Genomic DNA, 20,254 nt, shown 5'->3' on the forward strand with positions numbered 1-20,254 from the left:
AGTCGTGCTGCCCTATCACGTCACAGGGTCACTTCAGGAAGTCCGGGACGTCCAGCTCTTCGGCCGAGGTGTCCGGGTACGGGCGGGCCGGCGGGACCGCCGGCGGCGTGACCGTCAGGGAGCTGTCGCTCACGGCCGGGGCGGGCTCGGCCGCCGGGGCCGGGGCCTCCTCGCGCACCGGCACGGTGCCGAGGCCGCTCACCGGGCGGGGCTGCTCCGTGGCCCGCGCCGGGGGCGCCGGCTCCTCGCGCTTGCTCGATCCGGCGCTGAGGATGTTGTCGCGCCGGGCCGGCGGCTGGCCGCCGTCGAAGCCGGCCGCGATGACCGTGACCCGCACCTCGTCGCCGAGGGCGTCGTCGATGACGGCACCGAAGATGATGTTGGCCTCGGGGTGCGCGGCCTCGCTGACGAGCTGGGCGGCCTCGTTGATCTCGAAGAGGCCGAGGTCCGAGCCACCGGAGATGGACAGCAGCACGCCACGGGCGCCGTCGATGGACGCCTCGAGCAGCGGCGAGGAGATCGCCATCTCGGCGGCGGCCACCGCGCGGTCGTCGCCGCGGGCCGAGCCGATGCCCATGAGGGCGGAACCGGCCTCGGACATGACCGACTTGACGTCGGCGAAGTCGAGGTTGATGAGACCCGGGGTGGTGATGAGGTCGGTGATGCCCTGGACACCGGAGAGCAGGACCTGGTCGGCGGACTTGAACGCGTCCAGCACGCTGACCTGGCGGTCCGAGATGGACAGCAGCCGGTCGTTCGGGATGACGATGAGGGTGTCGACCTCTTCGCGGAGCTCGGCGATGCCGTCCTCCGCCTGGTTGGCGCGGCGCCGGCCCTCGAAGGTGAACGGCCGGGTGACCACACCGATGGTCAGGGCGCCCAGCGAGCGCGCGATGTTGGCGACGACGGGCGCGCCGCCGGTGCCGGTGCCGCCACCTTCGCCGGCGGTGACGAAGACCATGTCGGCCCCCTTGAGGACCTCCTCGATCTCCTCGCGGTGGTCCTCTGCCGCCTTGCGACCGACTGCCGGGTTGGCTCCGGCCCCGAGGCCGCGGGTGAGTTCACGGCCGACGTCGAGCTTGACGTCGGCGTCGCTCATCAACAGAGCTTGCGCGTCCGTGTTGATGGCGATGAACTCGACGCCCTTGAGACCGACCTCGATCATTCGGTTGATGGCATTGACACCACCGCCGCCGACACCGATGACCTTGATGACTGCGAGGTAGTTCTGCGGTGCTGCCACGTCGAAGGCCTCTCGCCTCGAGTTACGTGTCGCCACTTCGCGGTGGTCTCGCGCCGCGACGACGGATGCCGATGGGACGGTCCGAAACGCCGACCCAAACCCTAACGTTGAAGTTTAGGGTTACCAGTGTCTCTGTTCGCTGGACTCTTCCGAACAGGACACTAAGTCGACAAGTGGCGCACGTTCAACGAACACGCCGAACCTCCCGTTTTTCTTTTCACCCTATGTGATCACCCATAGCGCTGACCAACCAGGGTGCTGGCCAGCGCATATGTGCGTCAACTCCGCGACGCGGCAGGGGCAGTCGGGGCACTCACGTCGAAGTGCCCCGCTTTGGGCGCCGCCTTCATCAGTGCGGTGAGCGCACGGGCTTTCGCCTCGCCGTACTCGCCGCTGCCCCACACCACGGTCCGGCCGCCCGTCAGCTCCAGGGTGATGGAGTCGTACGAACGGACCCTCAGGACCTTGGTGTCCTCGGCGACCGGCCCCGGCAGGTCGCCCGCGACACCGACCGCCGCCGCGGTCAGCCGGTCGGCTCCGAAGCGGCGCAGGCTGGGGGACTGACCCGCCGTCAGCTCCAGCAGCGGCACGCCCTTCGGAGCCTTGGCCGCGTCCACCGTGGCGAAATGCACACCGTTCGCGTCCACTTCGGTGAACTTTCCGCTCTTTTCCACCAGGAGGACCGGGGTACGTTCGACCACATTCAGGGCGATTCCGCGCGGCCATGACCGGACGACGTCCACCGAGTCGATCCGGGGCAGGGCGCGCAGCAGGCGGTCCTCGATGTCGTCCGTGTCGACCGACACCAGCGGGGCCCCGACCGGCACCGCGGCGGCCGCCCTGACCTCGGCGGGCGTCAGCACCCGCGTACCGGAGGTGGTGACCTGCTCGACCCGCAGCCACGCGGAGCCGTAGAAGAGCCACACACCGCTCGCGAGCAGGGCCAGGGCGGTCACGATCAGGAGCACGGCACGGGGGCCGGGCAGCCGGGAGGGCCGGGCCGGGGACGGACCCTTGGGCTTCGAGCCCTTGAGCCTGGTGCCCACGGGCCGCTTGGTGCCCGGCGCGCCGCGCTCGGTGGTCGTCGTCGGCCCGGCCATGCTCCCTGCCTTCTCACGCCCTGTGGCGTGCCGCGATCGCCTCGTAGACCATGCCGACGAGCAGGTCGTCGGCGTCCCGGCGGCCGAACTCGGCGGCGGCGCGGGACATCTCGTACAGCCGGTGCGGGTCGGAGAGCACCGGGAGCACGTTGCCCTGGACCCACTCGGGCGTCAGCTCGGCGTCGTCGACCAGCAGCCCGCCGCCGGCCTTGACCACCGGCTGGGCGTTGAGCCGCTGTTCGCCGTTGCCGATCGGCAGCGGTACGTACGCGGCGGGCAGCCCGACGGCGGAGAGTTCGGCGACGGTCATCGCGCCCGCGCGGCACAGCATCATGTCGGCCGCGGCGTACGCGAGGTCCATCCGGTCCACGTACGGTACCGGGATGTAGGGCGGCATACCGGGCATGTTGTCGACGTGCGGCAGTTCGTTCTTGGGGCCGACCGCGTGCAGGATCTGGATGCCGGAGCGCTGGAGGACCGGGGCGATCTGCTGGATCACCTCGTTCAGCCGGCGGGCGCCCTGCGAGCCGCCGGAGACCAGCAGGGTCGGCAGGTTGGGGTCCAGGCCGAACGCCGCGCGTGCCTCCGGGCGGACCCGGGCGCGGTCGAGGGTGGCGATGGTGTGCCGCAGCGGGATGCCGATGTAGCGGGCGTTGCGCAGCTTGCTGTCGGGGGTGGCGACGGCGACCCCGGCCGCGTACCGCGAGCCGATCTTGTTGGCCAGGCCGGGCCGGGCGTTGGCCTCGTGGACCACGATCGGTACGCCGAGCCGCTTGGCGGCCAGGTAGCCGGGCAGGGCGACGTAACCGCCGAAGCCGACGACGCAGTCGGCCTTCGTGCGCTCCAGGATCTGCTCGGCGGCCTTGATCGTGCCGCGCAGCCGCCCCGGGACGGTGATCAGCTCGGGGGTGGGCTTGCGTGGCAGCGGAACGGCGGGGATGAGCGCCAGCTCGTAGCCCCGCTCCGGTACGAGCCGGGTCTCCAGACCCCGCTCCGTACCGAGGGCCGTGATCCCCACGGTCGGGTCCTGCCTGCGCAGGGCGTCCGCGAGGGCGAGCGCGGGCTCGATGTGGCCGGCGGTCCCCCCACCGGCGAGTACGACATGCACCGAAATTCACCGCTCTCCGGACGGACGCTTCTTGACGCGCCGTCGCATCGACTTCCAACTCACCCCGGCCCGTTTGCCGAGACCAGGCTGTCGCATGGCCAGGGCCGCCTTCGCCGCGGGCTCCTCTCGCGCGAAGGCGATGAGCAGACCGACGGCGAACATGGTCGGCAGCAGGGCGGACCCTCCGTAGGAGAACAGCGGGAGCGGGACACCGGCGATCGGCAGCAGGCCGAGCACCGCACCGATGTTGACCACGGCCTGCGCCGTGATCCAGGTGGTCACGCCTCCCGCGGCATACCTCACGAAGGGGTCCTCCGTGCGTCCGGCCACGCGGATACCCGCATAGCCTAGAGCCGCGAAGAGGGCGAGTACCGACAGCGTCCCCGCCAGCCCCAGTTCCTCCCCGGTGATGGCGAAGATGAAGTCGGTGTGAGGTTCGGGGAGTTGGCCCCATTTTTCCACACTCGCCCCCAGCCCGGAACCGAACCATCCGCCCGACGCCAGAGCATAGATCCCGTGCACGGCCTGCCAGCAGGAGTCCCCCGGGCCCGGCTCGGTGGCGCCGATGCAGGCGAGCCGCGCCATCCGGTTCTCGCTGGTCCTGATCAGCATGACGCCGATCGTGGCGGCGACCGCCAGCACTCCGACGAACATCCGGGTGGGCGCACCGGCCAGCCACAGCAGGCCGAAGAGGATCGCGGTGAGGATGATCGCCGTCCCCATGTCGCCGCCCAGCATGATCAGCCCCAGCAGCAGGAAGGCGACGGGGACGAGCGGCACGAGCAGGTGCTTCCACTGGGTGAGCAACCGTTTGTCCTGCTTGCGGGCGAGCAGGTCCGCGCCCCACAGGATCAGCGCCAGCTTGCCGAACTCGCTGGGCTGGAGCTGGAAGGGGCCGCCCAGGTAGATCCAGTTCTGGTTGCCGTTGACGGAATGCCCTATCCCCGGGATCTGCACCAGGACCATCAGGAAGACGGTGCCGACGAGCAGCGGATAGGCGAGCGCCCGGTGCAGCTTGGCCGGGACCCGGGAGGCGAACAGCAGCAGCCCGGTCCCGATGGCGGCGGCCAGGAACTGCTTGCGGAAGAAGTACGTGTCGGACAGCGACAGCTCCAGCGCCTTGATCTGCGACGCCGAGTAGACCATCACGAGGCCCAGGACGGTGATCAGCAGGCTGGCGCCGAGGATCACGTAGTACGCGGTCAGAGGCCGGTCCCAGGCCCGCCGTGCCCGCTCGTAGAGCCCCCGCACCCCACTCCCCCGCGGCGGGCGGGGAGCGGGCACCCTACGGGCCCGCCCGGTCCGGCCGCCGCCACGGGCAGCCGGGGGCCGCCGGAGCCCGGCGGTGCGGCCGCGCAGGGCGATACCGCCGTTCAGGGCGAGGCCCGCGTGGTGCGGTGCGTAGGCGGCGGCGTGGTCGGCCGGCATGGTCGCTGTCCCCTCCAGTCGTGCCCGGCGCGGCCGGACCTGGTGGCTGTCAGGCGCGCTCGGCGGCGAGGGCGCGGACCGCGTCCGCGAACGCCTCGCCCCGCTTGTTGTAGTTGGCGAACATGTCCATCGAGGCGCAGGCCGGGGCGAGCAGAACCGTGTCCCCGGGCTGCGCGAGCCGGGCCGCTTCCCGGACCGCCGCCGACATCGCCCCAGTGTCGGTCCGGTCGAGGTCGACGACGGGTACCTCCGGGGCGTGTCGCGCGAGGGCTTCCCGGATCAGGGCGCGGTCGGCGCCCATCAGGACGACGGCGCGCAGCCGCTTCGCCGACGCGGCGACCAGCTCGTCGAAGGTCGCGCCCTTGGCGAGGCCCCCGGCGATCCAGACGATCGGGTCGTACGCGGCCAGCGACGCCTCCGCGGCGTGCGTGTTGGTGGCCTTGGAGTCGTCGACGTAGCGGACGCCGTGGACCTCCTCGACGAGCTCGATGCGGTGCGGGTCGGGGCGGAAGGCCCGCAGTCCGTCCCGTACGGCGGTGGCCGGGACGCCGAAGGCGCGGGCCAGGGCCGCCGCGGCGAGCGCGTTGGCGATGTTGTGCGGGGCGGGCGGGTTCACGTCGGAGATCTGGGCGAGCTCCTGCGCCTGCTTCTGCCGGTTCTCGACGAAGGCGCGGTCGACCAGGAGGTCGTCCACGATCCCGACCTGGGAGGGGCCCGGCGTGCCGAGGGTGAAGCCGATGGCGCGGCAGCCCTCCTCGACGTCGGCCTCGCGCACCAGGTCCTCGGTGGCCTTGTCGGCGACGTTGTAGACGCAGGCGACCTGGTTGCCCTCGTAGACGCGGCCCTTGTCGGCGGCGTACGCCTGCATGGAGCCGTGCCAGTCGAGGTGGTCCGGGGCGAGGTTCAGGACGGCGGCCGAGTGGGCGCGCACGGAGGGCGCCCAGTGCAGTTGGTAGCTGGACAGCTCGACGGCGAGGACGTCGTACTTCTCCTCGCCGAGGACGGCGTCCAGGAGGGAGACGCCGATGTTGCCGACGGCCGCGGTCTTCAGGCCCGCCGCCTCCAGGATGGCGGCGAGCATCCGTACGGTCGTGGTCTTGCCGTTGGTGCCGGTGACCGCGAGCCAGGGCGCGGCGTCGGGGCCGCGGAGCCGCCACGCCAGCTCGACGTCGCCCCAGACCTCCACGCCCGCCTCGGCGGCCGCGCGGAACAGCGGCTTGTCGGGCTGCCAGCCGGGCGTGGTGACGACCAGCTCGGTGCCCTCCGGCAGGGTCGCCCCGTCGCCGAGGCGGACGGTGATGCCCTCCGCCTCCAGCTCGGCCGCCTGCGCGCGGGAGCGCTCGTCGTCGCCGTCGTTGACGACCGTGACGTGCGCGCCCAGGCCGTGCAGGACGCGGGCGGCGGGGATGCCGCTCACGCCCATGCCGGCGACGGTGACGTTCTTGCCCTGCCAGGAGGTACTCACTTGTCGGCTGCCCATCCCGCGTAGAAGAGGCCGAGTCCCACGATGACGCACATGCCCTGAATGATCCAGAACCGGACCACCACGAGCACTTCGGACCAGCCCTTGAGTTCGAAGTGATGCTGGAGCGGGGCCATCCGGAAGACCCGCTTCCCGGTCATCCGGAACGAACCGACCTGGATGACGACGGAGAGGGTGATGAGGACGAACAGGCCGCCCAGGAGGGCCAGCAGCAGCTCCGTGCGGGAGCAGATCGCCAGACCCGCGAGCGCGCCGCCGAGGGCGAGCGAACCGGTGTCACCCATGAAGATCTTGGCGGGCGAGGTGTTCCACCACAGGAAGCCGAAGCAGGCGCCCATCAGCGCGGAGGCGACGACGGCGAGGTCGAGCGGGTCACGCACCTCGAAGCAGGCGTTGGGGTTGGTCAGGGTGTCGGCGTTGGCGCACGACTCCTGGAACTGCCACAGCCCGATGAAGGTGTAGGCGCCGAAGACCATCACCGAGGCGCCGGTGGCGAGGCCGTCGAGGCCGTCGGTCAGGTTCACGCCGTTCGACATGGCCAGGATCATGAACAGCGCCCAGACCACGAACAGGACGGGTCCGATCGTCCAGCCGAAGTCGGTGATGAACGACAGTTTGGTGGAGGCGGGGGTCTGGCCCCGCTTGTCCGCGAACTGGAGCGCCAGGACGGCGAAGGCGATGCCGACGATGAGCTGGCCGGCCATCTTCGCCTTGGCCCGCAGGCCCAGCGAACGCTGCTTGACGATCTTGATGTAGTCGTCGAGGAAGCCGACGAGGCCCATGCCCGCCATCAGGAACAGCACCAGGACGCCCGAGTAGGTCGGGTCCTCGCCGGTGATGACCTTGGCGAGCGCGTACGCGATGAGCGTGGCCAGGATGAAGGAGATACCGCCCATGGTGGGCGTGCCCTTCTTGCTGCCGTGCGTACGCGGGCCGTCGTCGCGGATGAACTGCCCGTATCCCTTGCGGGCCAGGAGCTTGATCAGCAGCGGGGTACCGATCAGGGTCAGGAAGAGCCCGATGGCTCCCGCGAAGAGGATCTGCCTCATCGGCCGGTGACCTCGCCCTCGGTGGTGTTCTCGAGCAGTGCCTGGGCGATCCGCTCGAGCCCGACCGACCTTGATGCCTTCACCAGCACGACGTCTCCCGGGCGCAGCTCTCTGCGCAACAGGTCGATCGCCGCCCGTGCGTCGGACACGTGCACCGACTCCTCACCCCACGAACCCTCGTTATATGCGCCCAGTTGCAGCCAGGACGCTTCCCTGCCCCCGACTGCGACGAGCTTGCTGACGTTGAGCCGGACGGCGAGCCGCCCGACCGCGTCGTGCTCGGCGAGCGCCTCGTCCCCCAGCTCGGCCATCTGACCGAGCACCGCCCACGTACGGCCCCCCTTGGCCTGTGCGGCCTTGCCCATGGCCGCGAGCGCGCGCAGGGCGGCTCGCATGGACTCGGGGTTCGCGTTGTAGGCGTCGTTGACGATCGTCACACCGTCCGGACGCTCGGTGACCTCCATGCGCCAGCGGGAGAGGGAGCCCGCCTCGGAGAGCGCGGTGGCGATCTCGTCGACGGACATGCCCAGCTCATGGGCGACGGCGGCCGCGGCGAGCGCGTTCGACACGTGGTGCTCACCGTACAGGCGCAAGGTCACGTCACTGCACCCGGTGGGTGTGTGAAGCCTGAAAGAGGGCTGTCCGGTCTCTGTGAGCCGGACATTCTCGGCACGTACGTGGGCTTCTTCGGCCTCGCCGAACAGCGTCACGCGCGCGTGGGTGCGGTTTTCCATGGCCCGCACGAGAGGGTCGTCCGCGTTCAGCACGGCGATCCCGCCCGCCTCGGCGGACGGCAGCGCCTCGACCAGCTCGCCCTTGGCCTGGGCGATCTGCTCCCGGCCGCCGAACTCGCCGATGTGGGCGGAGCCCACGTTCAGGACGAGACCGATCGACGGCGGGGTCAGCTCGGTGAGGTAGCGGATGTGGCCGATTCCGCGCGCTCCCATTTCCAGGACGAGGTGCTCGGTGTCCTTGTCCGCGCGCAGCGCGGTCAGCGGCAGCCCGATCTCGTTGTTGAGGGAGCCGGGCGTCCAGACGGTGGGGGCCTTGCGCTGGAGCACCTGGGCGATCAGGTCCTTGGTGCTGGTCTTGCCGGCCGAGCCGGTCAGCGCGACGACCTTCGTGCCGAGGCGCCCGACGACCGCGCGGGCGAGCGCGCCGAGCGCCGTCTGGACGTCGTCCACGACGATGGCGGGCGCCCCGACCGGGCGGGTGGCCAGCACGGCCGCCGCGCCCGCGTCCATGGCGCGCTGCGCGTAGTCGTGGCCGTCGACGTTCTCGCCGGCGAAGGCGGCGAAGAGGGAGCCGGGCTCGACCTGGCGGGAGTCGATGACGACGGGGCCGGTGACCTGTACGGCCGGATCCGGTATGTCGTACGACTGCCCGCCGACGATTTCGGCGATCTCGGCGAGGGAGAGGGCGATCACTACTTCATCCCTGACTGTTCTGGATGGCTTCGCGGAGGACCTGGCGGTCGTCGAAGGGGCGTACCACTCCGGCGATGTCCTGGCCCTGCTCGTGGCCCTTGCCCGCGACCAGCACGGTGTCGCCCGGCTGGGCGCGCGCCACGGCGGCGGCGATCGCGGCGGCCCGGTCGGCCTCCACGATCACGTCACCGCGCTCGTGGACGGGCACCTCGGCGGCGCCGGCCAGCATCGCGGCGAGGATCGCGAGCGGGTCCTCGGAGCGGGGGTTGTCGGAGGTGAGTACGGCGGTGTCGGCGAGGCGTGCGGCGGCGGCGCCCATGGGGCCGCGCTTGGTGACGTCCCGGTCGCCGCCGCAGCCGAGGACGATGTGCAGTCGGCCCACGGTGACCTTGCGCAGGGCGCGAAGGACCGATTCGACGGCGTCCGTCTTGTGGGCGTAGTCGACGACGGCGAGGTAGGGCTGGCCGGCGTCGACGCGCTCCAGGCGGCCGGGGACGCCGGGGACGGCGGCGACGCCGTCGGCGGCGGTCTGGGGGTCGATCCCGGCCACGGCGAGGGTGACGACGGCGGCCAGGGTGTTGGCGACGTTGAACGTGCCGGGCAGCGGGGCCTTGGCGCCGATCCGCTCGCCCTTGGGGCCACGGATGGTGAACGTGCTCCCCAGGGCGCCGATTTCGACGTCCTCGGCCCACCAGTCGGCGTCCTGGTTGCCCTCGGCGGAGAAGGTGACGACGGGGACGGAGGCCTCCTTGACCAGCCTCCTGCCGTACTCGTCGTCGAAGTTGACCACTCCCTGCCGGCTGCGGCGCGGGGTGAAGAGCTGCGCCTTGGCCTGGAAGTAGTCCTCCATGCCGGAGTGGAACTCCATGTGCTCCGGGCTGAGGTTGTTGAAGACGGCGACGTCGAAGACGCAGCCGTCGACCCGGCCGAGCACGAGGGCGTGGCTGGAGACCTCCATGGCGACCGCTTCGACGCCGCGCTCGCGCATCACCGCGAACAGCGCCTGGAGGTCGGTGGCTTCCGGGGTGGTCCGTTCGGACTTGATGCGCTCGTCGCCGATGCGCATCTCGACGGTGCCGATGAGCCCGGTCGCGCGGCCGGCCGCCTTGAGGCCGCCTTCGACGAGGTAGGCGGTGGTGGTCTTGCCGGAGGTGCCGGTGATGCCGATCTGGAGCAGGTCGCCGCCCGGCCGGCCGTAGATGTCGGCGGCGAGCTCGCCCATCCGGCCGCGCGGGTCCTCGGTGACCAGGACCGGCAGGCCGGTCGCGGCGGCGCGTTCGGCGCCCGTCGGGTCGGTGAGGACGGCGACGGCCCCGAGGTCCGCGGCCTGGCCGGCGAAGTCGGCGCCGTGGAGGCGGGCGCCCGGGAGGGCGGCGTACACGTCTCCGGGGCGTACGGCCCGGGAGTCGTGGGTGATGCCGGTCACCTCCGCGCTGCCCGGCGACGGGATGTCCAGCCGGGCCGCCAGCTCGCCCAGGGGTGTGGGGCGGACCTGGGCCGGCCGGGGCGCCCCGGGGCGTTTCGCGGGGGCGTCCTTCGGGGTGGTTCGGGACTGATCAGCGTGTGGCACGGCGGTGAGCGTACCGGGCGCACCCGCGATCGGGCTAAATGAGGGCGCCTGGGCAGCGTGGTCGCCGGATCGGTTCCCGGGGTCGGGCGTGATGGTTGTCACTGGTTGCTCCCGCCGGCTCACTCGCCGGGTTTGAACGTGACCGGCATGCGAGGTGCTTTTTTGCCGGTTGGTGCGACTTGCAGGGTCTTGAGGGCGAACTCCATGACCTTCTTGTGGATGGGGCCGCAGATCTGGCCGCCGAAGTAGCTGCCCCTGGTGGGGTTCTGGATGGCGCAGTAGACGGTGATCTGCGGGTCGTCCGCGGGTGCGAAGCCCGCGAAGGAGGCGGTGTAGCCGCGGTAGCGGCCGAGTTGGGGGTCGACGCGGTTGGCGGTGCCGGTCTTGCCGGCGACGCGGTAGCCGGGGATGGCGGCCTTGGTTCCGGTGCCTTCCTCGTCGTCGACGACCGATTCCAGCATGGCGGCGAGGGTCTTGGCTGTCTTCTCGCTGACGACCCGGGTCTGCTTGGGGGCGGGCGCCGGGGTGAAGCGTCCGTCGGGTCCCTTGGTGCCGCGTACGAGGGTGGGCTCGATGCGTACGCCGCCGTTGGCGATCGTCGAGTAGACGGAGGCCGCCTGCATGGCGTTGATGGACAGGCCCTGGCCGAAGGGGATCGTGTACTGCTGGGAGGTGGACCAGTCCTGCGGCTTGGCGAGGATGCCGGGGGTCTCGCCGGGGTAGCCGAGGCCGGTGTGGCTGCCGAAGCCGAACTTGCGCAGGTAGGAGTGCAGGACCCGGTTCGCGTGGGCCTGGGTCGGGCCGAGCTGGCCGGTGGCCAGGATGGTGCCGATGTTGCTGGACTTGGCCAGGACGCCGTTGAGCGTCAGGTACCAGGTGGGGTGGTCGATGTCGTCCTTGAACAGCCGGTCGCCCCGGTGCAGCCGGTTGGGGACCACGACGTGGGTGGCGGGCGTGGCGACGCCCTCCTCCAGGACGGCGGCCATCGAGACGACCTTGGCGGTGGAGCCGGGTTCGTAGGCGTCCTGGAGGGCGGCGTTGCCCATGGCGGCGGAGTCGGCCTGGGACAGGTCGTTGGGGTCGAAGCCGGGCGCGTTGGCCATGGCGAGGACCTCGCCGGTCCGGGCGTTCTGCACTATCACGTAGCCGCGGTCCGCCTGGGACTCCTCGACCTGCTGGGTGATGGCCTGCTGGGCGGCCCACTGGATGTCGCGGTCGATGGTGAGTTCGATGTCGGAGCCGGGCACCGCGGGGGTTTCCCGGGCGCCGACGGTGGGCACCCGGCGGCCGCCCGACTGGGCGTACTTGATCTTGCCGTCCTTGCCGGCCAGCTCCTTGTCGAGCATGGACTCCAGGCCGCCTCCGCCGCGGCCGTCGGCGTTGACGTAACCCAGTATCCCGGCGGCGAGGGTGCCGTTGGGGTACACGCGCTTGCTGCTGGGCTCGTTGAAGATGCCGGCGAGCACGTTGACGCCGGCGCCGCCGCCGGCCTTCTCGGTGCGGGCCTTCTCGGCGAAGACGTTCTTCAGGTCCTTGATCTGGTTCCACACCTGCGGGGTCTGGCGGCGGGCCAGCATCGCGTAGCGGGACTTGGGCGCCTTGAGCTTCCTGACCAGCTCGGCGGGGTCCTTGCCGAGGATCGGCGCGAGGAGGGCGGCGGCCTGCTCCGGGGCGTCGGGGGCCTTGCTCTCCTCGGGCGTGAACATCTTCGGGTCGGCGGTGATGTCGTACGCGTCGACGCTGGTGGCCAGGGCGATCCCGGCGCGGTCGGTGATCTCGCCGCGCTCGGCGGACAGCGTGTACTCCTGGTACCGGTTCTTCTCGGCCTTGGCCGCGTACGCGCTGGCGTCGACGGCCTGGACCTGGAGGAGGCGCACGACGAACGCCAGCATGACCAGCGTCAGGCCGAGGCTCACCAGCCGCAGCCGGGGCCTGGGGCTGCCGAGCCTGATGGTGCCGGCCCTGGCGGGCGGGCGGGGCGCGGGACGCGGGCGCCGGGCGGCCGGGCGGGCGGGGCGCGCGGGGCGCTCCGGGCGGGCGGGGGCCGGTACGCGGCGGCGTGGGGGCTGGGTGGGGGGCACTGCGTCACCTGCCGGGCGTCGTCGGGGCGGTGGGCGGGGCGGGCTCGGCCGTCGCCCGGCTGGGGACGCCCCGGACCGTGCCGTCGGGGCCCAGGAAGACGGGGCTGCCGCCGGGCACCATGCCGAGCTCACGGGCCCGGCGTTCCAGCGCGTCGGGGGCGGACCGGCCGTTCACGTCCCGCTGGAGCTCCTGCTCCTCGTCGGTGAGTTCGGTGGTCCGCTTCTTGAGTTCGCTCAGCCTGAAGGAGCCCTCGTTGAGGGAGGAGTTGAGCAGCAGGAGGGTGATCAGGCCGCCGCCCAGGAGCAGGACGACCAGCAGGACGAAGGGGGTGCGGGCCGCGGTGCTCGGCCCGGACGGCATGAGCCGCGCGAGCCTGGCCGCCCGCCCCTTCAACGGTCCCGCCTTGGTCACCTGTCCTCCCGGTTCGCCCCGCTGCCGTCCTCGTGCGTCACGCCGTCATGCCTCTCCGGTGCCGGCCGGTCACAGCTCGTCCTCCCGGATCCGCTCGGCGCCCCGCAGCCGGGCCGGGGCGGCGCGGCGGTTCTCGGCGACCTCCTCCTCGGTGGGGAGTTCGGCGCCGCGCGTCAGCAGTTGGAGCTTCGGCTGGTAGCGCTCGGGTACGACGGGCAGCCCCGGCGGCGCGGTGTTGGCGGCGCCCGCCGCGAAGACCTGCTTGACCAGCCGGTCCTCCAGCGAGTGGTACGACAGGACTGCGATCCGGCCGCCGACCGCGAGGGCCTTCACCGCGGCCGGGATGGCCCGCTCCAGGACGGTCAACTCGCCGTTGACCTCGATGCGCAGGGCCTGGAAGGTCCGCTTGGCCGGGTTGCCGCCGGTGCGCTTGGCGGCCTGCGGGAGGGCGTCGCGGATGAGCTCCACCAGCCGGGCGCTGTTGGTGAACGGTTCCTTCTCCCGTTCCCGCACGATCGCCGCCACGATCCGCTTGGCCTGCTTCTCCTCGCCGTACTGGCGCAGGATGCGGACCAGCTCGCCGGGCGGGTAGGTGTTGAGGACCTCGGCCGCGCTGATGCCGGTCGTCTGGTCCATGCGCATGTCGAGCGGGGCGTCCTGGGCGTACGCGAAGCCGCGGTCGGCCTCGTCGAGCTGCATGGAGGAGACGCCCAGGTCGAACAGGATGCCCTGGACGCGCGGGACGCCGAGCCGGTCCAGTACGCCGGGCAGCTCGTCGTACACGGCGTGGACGAGGGTGGCGCGGTCGCCGAACCTCGCGAGCCGCTCGCCGGAGAGCCGCAGCGCCTCCTTGTCCCGGTCGAGGGCGATCAGCCGCGCCTCGGGGAAGCGGGTCAGCAGCGCCTCGCTGTGGCCGCCGAGGCCGAGGGTGCAGTCGACGACCACCGCACCGGGGTGCGCCAGTGCGGGTGCCAGCATGTCCAGGCACCGCTGGAGCATCACCGGGACGTGTCGGGTCTCGTTCATGCACGACCCTCGCTGCGCTCGCTCATGCGCCCTCTCAGATTCGGCGCGGCGTACGTACTGCCGGGTCCGGCGCCGGAAAGGGGGCGTCGGCCGACCGGCGAGCGGGAGGAGGCCGAGCCGTACGTACCGCCGCACACGCGGGGGAGAAACTGCGGGATTCGCTGGGATTCGCTCAATGTCTCCGTGAACTTCGCGTCACTTTAGTCCACTCCCCCGCCCGGTCAATCAACCGGGCAGCGCGTCGCGCGGGCCGCCCGGCGCCCGGCCGCGCGAGGGGCGCAATTACGGATGGCTCGCCCATATGGTGGCGCATTGCTCACGCCTGTGGGGTACCTCACAACAAGGTGCGTTGATGTTCTTTGTCCCCTCTCACAGCGCGCCCGAACAGCCTGTGACCATTAACGTCATAGCCATGTCGACTTCCGCCTCCGCGCACCCCTCGCCGAGCCCCATACGAACCGGCGGTACGGTCACGGACCGTCTCGTCGAGGCCAACCGGCAGTACGCCGCCAAGTTCACGGACCCCGGAATGGACGCCCGGCCCGTCCTCCAGGTCGCCGTCGTCGCGTGCATGGACGCCCGGCTCGACCTCCACGCGGCCCTCGGCCTCCAGCTCGGCGACTGCCACACGATCCGCAACGCCGGCGGTGTCGTCACCGACGACGCGATCCGCTCCCTGACCATCAGCCAGCGGGCCCTCGGCACCCGCAGCGTGGTGCTGGTGCACCACACGGGCTGCGGCCTGGAGTCCCTCACCGAGGACTTCCGGCACGAACTGGAGCAGGAGGTCGGGCAGCGGCCCGCCTGGGCGGTGGAGGCCTTCCGCGACGTCGACCAGGACGTCCGGCAGTCGATGCAGCGGGTGCGCACGTCGCCGTTCCTGTTGCACACCGACGACGTCCGGGGCTTCGCCTTCGACGTGAAGACGGGGCTCCTGCGCGAGATCGACGCGTCTTCCTGACATTTCTCGGCACGGGACACCCGCACGGACCATGCCAACCCCGACATATCGCACGCGGTTATCCACAGCCGAGTGACACGTACGGGTAACGCCAACAAGAATGCGGGGGTGGCACCGCTCCTGAATGGTTCGGAGGCGGTGTCCGTGTTTCAAGGGTGGACCGTGCCGTCAGTCGTGCACGGCCCATGGAACGGGCCGAGGAGGGCCGTGTGACGACCTATGACGATCGAGCGAGCCTCACAGATCTGACCACCACAGCGGAACGGGTCCGCCGGTCGGTGGAAGGTGTGATCGAAGGCAAGCCTGAGGTCGTACGGCTTTCGCTGACCGTGCTGCTCGCCGAGGGGCACCTCCTGATCGAGGATGTCCCCGGCGTCGGCAAGACGATGCTGGCCAAGGCGCTGGCGCGGTCCATCGACTGCTCCGTGCGGCGCATCCAGTTCACGCCCGACCTGCTGCCGTCGGACATCACCGGTGTCTCGATCTACGACCAGCAGCGGCGTGAGTTCGAGTTCAAGCCGGGCGCGATCTTCGCGCAGATCGTGATCGGCGACGAGATCAACCGCGCCTCGCCCAAGACCCAGTCGGCGCTGCTGGAGTCGATGGAGGAGCGCCAGGTCACCATGGACGGGCAGAGCTACGAACTGCCCAGCCCCTTCATGGTGGTGGCCACGCAGAACCCGGTCGAGATGGAGGGCACCTACCCGCTGCCCGAGGCGCAGCGCGACCGCTTCATGGCCCGCGTCTCGATCGGCTACCCGAGCGCCGAGGCCGAGCTCCAGATGCTGGACGTGCACGGCGGGGTGTCGCCGCTCGACGACCTCCAGCCGGTGGCGCACGCCCACGACATCGTGAAGCTGATCGACGCCGTGCGCATGGTCCACGTCTCGGAGGCGGTCCGGCGGTACGCGGTGGAGCTCGTCGGGGCGACCCGCACCCACCCCGACCTCCGGCTCGGCGCCTCGCCGCGCGCCACCCTGCACCTGCTGCGCGCCGCCAAGGCGTCCGCCGCGCTGAGCGGCCGTGACTACGCGCTGCCGGACGACGTCCAGGCGCTGGCCGTCCCGGTGCTGGCGCACCGGCTGCTGCCCACGTCCCAGGCCCAGCTCAACCGGCGCACCTCCGAGCAGGTCGTACGGGACATCCTCCAGCGCACACCGGTGCCGACGGCGGCGCCGCCCGCGGCCGCGCCGAGGTCCGGCAGCCCGATGTCCGGCGGTCACGTCCCGGGCGGCCACGTCTCCGGCGGTCCGGTGTCCGGTGGGCACGTCTCCGGGGGCCATGTCTCCGGTGGGCACGTACCGGGCGGCCAGATGCCCGGCGGTCCCGTGTCCGGCGCCCCGCTGTACGGCCAGCAGCAGCCCGGCGTACGGCGGCTGTGATGACGGCCGGGGGGCCCGCCGCCCAGGACGGCGAGAACATGGGCGGGGTACGGGCCGCCCTCGGTGGGCTGACCACGCGCGGCCGGTCGTTCCTGGCGGCCGGCATCGCGGCGGCGATCTGCGCGTACGTGCTGGGCCAGGGCGACCTGCTGCGGGTCGGGCTGCTGCTCGCCGTGCTGCCGCTGGTCTGCGTGACGGTGCTGTACCGCACCCGCTACCAGGTGGCGGGCAGCCGGCGGCTGTCGCCGCAGCGGGTGCCGGCCGGCTCCGAGGCGCGCGTGCACCTGCGGATGGAGAACGTCTCGCGGCTGCCCACGGGGCTGTTGATGCTCCAGGACCACGTGCCGTACGTGCTGGGGCCACGGCCCCGGTTCGTGCTGGACCGGGTGGAGGCGGGCGGGCGCCGTGAGGTGTCCTACCGGGTCCGTTCGGACCTGCGCGGGCGCTATCCGCTGGGGCCGCTCCAGTTGCGGCTGAGCGACCCGTTCGGGATGTGCGAGCTGACCAGGTCGTTCAGCGCCTACGACATGCTCACGGTCATACCGCGCACGGAGAGCCTGCCGCCGACATGGCTGTCGGGCGAGGCGTCGGGGTACGGCGAGGGGCGGCAGCGTTCGCTGGCGCTGGCCGGCGAGGACGACGTGATCCCGCGCGAGTACCGCTACGGCGACGACTTGCGGCGGGTGCACTGGCGGTCCACGGCACGGTACGGCGAGCTGATGGTGCGCCGCGAGGAGCAGCCGCAGCGGGCCAGGTGCACCGTGCTCCTGGACACTCGTGCGGTGGCCTACCAGGGGTCCGGGCCGGACTCCGCCTTCGAGTGGGCGGTGTCGGGCGCGGCGTCGGTGGTGGTGCACATGCTGGAGCGGGGCTTCGCGGTCCGGCTGCTGACCGACGAGGGCAGCGCGCTGCCCGGCGACGGCGCGGACGGGTTCGCCTCGCCGGCACAGGACTCCGCCGACGCGGCGGGCCTGATGATGGACACGCTCGCGGTCGTCGACCACTCCGACGGGGCGGGGCTCTCGCGCGCGTACGAGCTGCTGCGCGGCGGGAACGAGGGACTGCTGGTCGCCTTCATCGGCGACCTGGACGAGGAGCAGGCGGCGGTGGCCGCCCGGATGCGGCAGCGCAGCGGCGCGGCCGTCGCCTTCGTCCTGGACAGCGGCACCTGGCTGACCGGCGGTGCGGTGGCCGGGGCCGTGGAGGACAGGCTGCGGCGGTTGCGCGACGCGGGGTGGACGGCGGTGGCCGTTCCGGCCGGGGCGTCGCTCGCCGAGCTGTGGCGGGACGCGGGCCGGGCCCGTACCGGATCGGGATCGGGTACGGCGAGCAGTGGGATGACCGGGGTTTCGGGGGGTTGGTCATGAGCGGTCGCGGGAGGCTGGCGCTGTGCGCCTTCGCCGCCACGCTGATGGCGGCGGGCGCGTTGCTGCCACTGGTCGATCCGGCCACCTGGCTCCTCCAGGCGGCGGTGCTGGTGGCGGTTCAGAGCGGGGCGGGCGCGCTGGTCCGGCGCTGGTCGTCGGCCCGGGCACTGACGGTGACGGTCCAGGCCCTGGTGGCCCTGGTGTCGCTGACGGCCGTCTTCGCCCGGGACCACGCGGTGGCCGGGTTCCTGCCCGGGCCGGACGCCGTCCGGCAGTTCGGTGTCCTGCTGACCGCGGGTGCGGAGGACGTCGGGAAGTACGCGATCCCGGCGCCCGAGACGGACGGCATCCGGCTGATGCTGGTCGGCGGCGTGCTGGTGATCGGGCTGGCGGTGGACGTCCTCGCGGTGACGTTCCGCAGCGCAGCTCCGGCCGGTCTTCCGCTGCTGGCGCTGTACTCGGTGGCGGCCGGGCTGTCGGGCGGCGGCGCGAGCTGGCTGTGGTTCCTGCTGGCCGCCGCCGGTTATCTGCTGCTCCTGCTGGCCGAGGGCCGCGACCGGCTCTCCCAGTGGGGGCGGGTCTTCGGCGCCGCGGCACCCTCCCGGCGCGGCCGGGGGGCGGCCGGGCCGCTGTCCTCGGGCGGTGGGCCGGTGGCCCCGGTGCGTACCGGGCGGCGGATCGGTGTGGTGGCCCTGGGCATCGCGCTGGCCGTGCCGGCGGTGCTGCCGTCGCTCAGCGGCGGGCTGCTCGACAGCGTGGGCAACGCGGGCGGCGAAGGCGGCGGGGGCACCATCCAGGCGGTCAACCCGCTGGTGTCCTTGCAGGACAACCTGACGCAGCCCGAGGACCGCGAGGTGCTGCGTTATCGCACCAACGCGGAGGAGACCTCCGGGATGTATCTGCGCCTGGTGGCACTCGACCGGTTCGACGGCACGTCCTTCAGGACCTCCGAGCGCCCCATCGGGGACGTACCGGAGGACCTGCCGCGCCCGGACGGGCTGAACGGGAACGTCAGCACGTCGGAGATCACGACCAACATCTCGGCGTCCGGCACCTACGAGCAGAAATGGCTGCCGCTGCCCTATCCGGCGACCCGGGTCGACATCGACGGGCGCTGGCGGTATGAGCCGGCCGGGCGCACGCTCGTCGGCGACGAGGGTCAGACCACCAAGGGCGTGCAGTACTCGGTGCGGAGCCTGGTCGTGAACCCGACCCGGCAGCAGTTGGCGTCCGCCCCGTCGGCCCCGGAGGCACTGGCGCGGGAGTACACCAAGGTGCCCGAGAACCTGCCCCAGGACGTGAAGGCGACGGCGCTGCGGGTCACCAAGGGCGCGACGAACGACTACGAGCGGGCCGTCAAGCTCCAGGACTGGTTCGCCGTGGAAGGCGGCTTCCGCTACGACACCGAGGTGAGGTCGGGTACGGGGGTCGCGGCGATCTCCCAGTTCCTGAGGAACAAGGAGGGGTTCTGCATCCACTTCTCCTTCTCGATGGCGGCCATGGCCCGGACGCTGGACATTCCGGCGCGGGTCGCGGTCGGCTTCACGCCGGGTGCGCCACAGTCGGGCGGCACCATGGCCGTCGGCATCCGTGACGCCCACGCCTGGCCCGAGTTGTACTTCGAGGGCGTGGGGTGGACCCGCTTCGAGCCGACGCCGACGCGCGGCTCGGTGCCCGAGTACACCCGGCAGGAGACGCCGACGGGTGAGCCGAGCACTCCGGCCGCGCCCGAGGAGAGCGCCACGGCGGCGCCGTCCGCGCAGCCTTCCACCCAGGAGAGCTGCCCGCCGCAGGCGCGGCGGCTGGGCGAGTGCGGCGACACCGAGGAGCCGGGCGCCGCCGCGGCCGGCGGCTCGGGACCGCCGCTGGGCACGATCCTGCTCGTCGCGGCCGGTGTGGTGGCGGTGGTGCTGATACCGCTGCTGCCGCTGCTGTGGCGGACGCGGGTACGGGCACGGCGCCTCCGTACGGCCGGGCAGGCCCTGGCGGCCTGGGAGGAGGTCATCGACACGGCGTGGGACCACGGCATCCCGCCGGACGAGTCGCAGACGCCGCGCAAGACGGCCGTGCGGATCATCCTGCTGGGCAAGCTGGAGGGGGCGCCGGCCGAGGCGGTGCACCGGGTCGCCGACGCGGTGGAGCAGGTCCTCTACGCACCGCGTCCGCGCCCCGCGACCGGGCTGGCCGAGGACGCCGCCCGCGTCCGCCGGGGCCTGGCCGCCGGTGCCGGCCGGGCCGGCAGGCTGCGCGCGCTGCTGCTGCCGCGCTCGGCCGTGCGGGTGGTGTGGGCGCTTTCGGACCGCTGGACGGCGCTCACGACCCGCTGGGCCGACCACCGCCGCCGGCTGCTGACCCGCTGGTCCACCACCCTCCGCCGCCCCACCCGCCAACGCGGCTGACCCGCGGACGGGCAGCACCTCGCGGCCCGCTCCACGCGAAGGCCCCGGCCGGGTGCCGGGGCCTTCGGTCGGGGCCTTCGCGTGGACGGCCCACTGCCTGGGCCAGGGACCGGGGCCGGTGGGCCGGGGCCGGTGGGCCGGGGCCGGTGGGCCGGGGCCGGTGGGCCGGGGCCGGTGGGCCGGGGCCGGTGGGCCGGGGCCGGTGGGCCGGGGCCGGT

At 72.3% G+C, this 20,254-nt stretch carries 15 protein-coding genes; 4 read left to right on the forward strand and 11 right to left on the reverse strand.

Features of this window, described 5'->3' with window-relative positions:
• Positions 1-28: 28 nt before the first annotated feature.
• The 11 genes from ftsZ to rsmH form a co-directional block, all read right to left on the reverse strand.
• Positions 29-1,243, reverse strand: a complete 1,215-nt coding sequence (gene ftsZ / locus AB0J57_RS23465) for a cell division protein FtsZ (RefSeq protein ID WP_366130236.1) — start codon at positions 1,241-1,243, stop codon at positions 29-31.
• 278 nt (positions 1,244-1,521) lie between these two features.
• Positions 1,522-2,343 carry an FtsQ-type POTRA domain-containing protein gene (locus AB0J57_RS23470; protein WP_366130237.1) on the reverse strand — a complete coding sequence of 274 codons (822 nt, stop codon included), beginning with the start codon at positions 2,341-2,343 and terminating at the stop codon, positions 1,522-1,524.
• A gap of 13 nt (positions 2,344-2,356) precedes the next feature.
• Positions 2,357-3,451 carry an undecaprenyldiphospho-muramoylpentapeptide beta-N-acetylglucosaminyltransferase gene (gene murG, locus AB0J57_RS23475; protein ID WP_084897035.1) on the reverse strand — a complete coding sequence of 365 codons (1,095 nt, stop codon included), beginning with the start codon at positions 3,449-3,451 and terminating at the stop codon, positions 2,357-2,359.
• A 6-nt stretch (positions 3,452-3,457) separates the two neighbouring features.
• Positions 3,458-4,879 carry a putative lipid II flippase FtsW gene (gene ftsW / locus AB0J57_RS23480; protein ID WP_366130238.1) on the reverse strand — a complete coding sequence of 474 codons (1,422 nt, stop codon included), beginning with the start codon at positions 4,877-4,879 and terminating at the stop codon, positions 3,458-3,460.
• Positions 4,880-4,928: 49 nt separating this feature from the next.
• Positions 4,929-6,359: a UDP-N-acetylmuramoyl-L-alanine--D-glutamate ligase gene (gene murD, locus AB0J57_RS23485; RefSeq protein ID WP_366130239.1), complete on the reverse strand. Its 1,431-nt coding sequence runs from the start codon at positions 6,357-6,359 to the stop codon at positions 4,929-4,931.
• The gene (gene mraY / locus AB0J57_RS23490; protein WP_366130240.1) at positions 6,341-7,411 is read right to left on the reverse strand and encodes a phospho-N-acetylmuramoyl-pentapeptide-transferase; all 1,071 of its coding nucleotides are present in this window, start codon (positions 7,409-7,411) and stop codon (positions 6,341-6,343) included. The genes murD and mraY overlap by 19 nt, the downstream gene beginning before the upstream one ends.
• On the reverse strand, positions 7,408-8,838 hold the full coding sequence (murF, locus tag AB0J57_RS23495; protein ID WP_366130241.1) for a UDP-N-acetylmuramoyl-tripeptide--D-alanyl-D-alanine ligase: 1,431 nt from the start codon (positions 8,836-8,838) through the stop codon (positions 7,408-7,410). The genes mraY and murF overlap by 4 nt, the downstream gene beginning before the upstream one ends.
• A gap of 4 nt (positions 8,839-8,842) precedes the next feature.
• The gene (locus tag AB0J57_RS23500) at positions 8,843-10,510 is read right to left on the reverse strand and encodes a UDP-N-acetylmuramoyl-L-alanyl-D-glutamate--2,6-diaminopimelate ligase (RefSeq protein WP_366130242.1); all 1,668 of its coding nucleotides are present in this window, start codon (positions 10,508-10,510) and stop codon (positions 8,843-8,845) included.
• Between the two features lie 17 nt (positions 10,511-10,527).
• On the reverse strand, positions 10,528-12,489 hold the full coding sequence (locus AB0J57_RS23505; protein WP_366130244.1) for a penicillin-binding protein 2: 1,962 nt from the start codon (positions 12,487-12,489) through the stop codon (positions 10,528-10,530).
• Positions 12,490-12,493: 4 nt separating this feature from the next.
• On the reverse strand, positions 12,494-12,850 hold the full coding sequence (locus tag AB0J57_RS23510) for a cell division protein FtsL (RefSeq protein ID WP_366130269.1): 357 nt from the start codon (positions 12,848-12,850) through the stop codon (positions 12,494-12,496).
• A 120-nt stretch (positions 12,851-12,970) separates the two neighbouring features.
• Positions 12,971-13,927: a 16S rRNA (cytosine(1402)-N(4))-methyltransferase RsmH gene (gene rsmH, locus AB0J57_RS23515; RefSeq protein ID WP_366130245.1), complete on the reverse strand. Its 957-nt coding sequence runs from the start codon at positions 13,925-13,927 to the stop codon at positions 12,971-12,973.
• A 412-nt stretch (positions 13,928-14,339) separates the two neighbouring features.
• On the opposite strand from rsmH, the gene AB0J57_RS23520 reads away from it, so the two are divergent.
• From AB0J57_RS23520 to AB0J57_RS23535, 4 genes are all read left to right on the forward strand, one after another.
• The gene (locus tag AB0J57_RS23520) at positions 14,340-14,888 is read left to right on the forward strand and encodes a carbonic anhydrase (protein ID WP_366130246.1); all 549 of its coding nucleotides are present in this window, start codon (positions 14,340-14,342) and stop codon (positions 14,886-14,888) included.
• 209 nt (positions 14,889-15,097) lie between these two features.
• A complete protein-coding gene (locus AB0J57_RS23525; RefSeq protein ID WP_366130247.1) occupies positions 15,098-16,270 on the forward strand; it encodes a MoxR family ATPase in 1,173 nt (390 codons plus the stop codon).
• On the forward strand, positions 16,270-17,637 hold the full coding sequence (locus AB0J57_RS23530; RefSeq protein ID WP_366130248.1) for a DUF58 domain-containing protein: 1,368 nt from the start codon (positions 16,270-16,272) through the stop codon (positions 17,635-17,637). Before AB0J57_RS23525 ends, AB0J57_RS23530 begins: the two co-directional genes overlap by 1 nt.
• Positions 17,634-20,036, forward strand: a complete 2,403-nt coding sequence (locus tag AB0J57_RS23535; protein WP_366130249.1) for a DUF3488 and transglutaminase-like domain-containing protein — start codon at positions 17,634-17,636, stop codon at positions 20,034-20,036. The genes AB0J57_RS23530 and AB0J57_RS23535 overlap by 4 nt, the downstream gene beginning before the upstream one ends.
• Positions 20,037-20,254 lie beyond the last annotated feature (218 nt).

The organism is Streptomyces sp. NPDC049837 (assembly GCF_040674455.1).
In the GTDB taxonomy this organism is placed as follows: Bacteria; Actinomycetota; Actinomycetes; order Streptomycetales; family Streptomycetaceae; genus Streptomyces.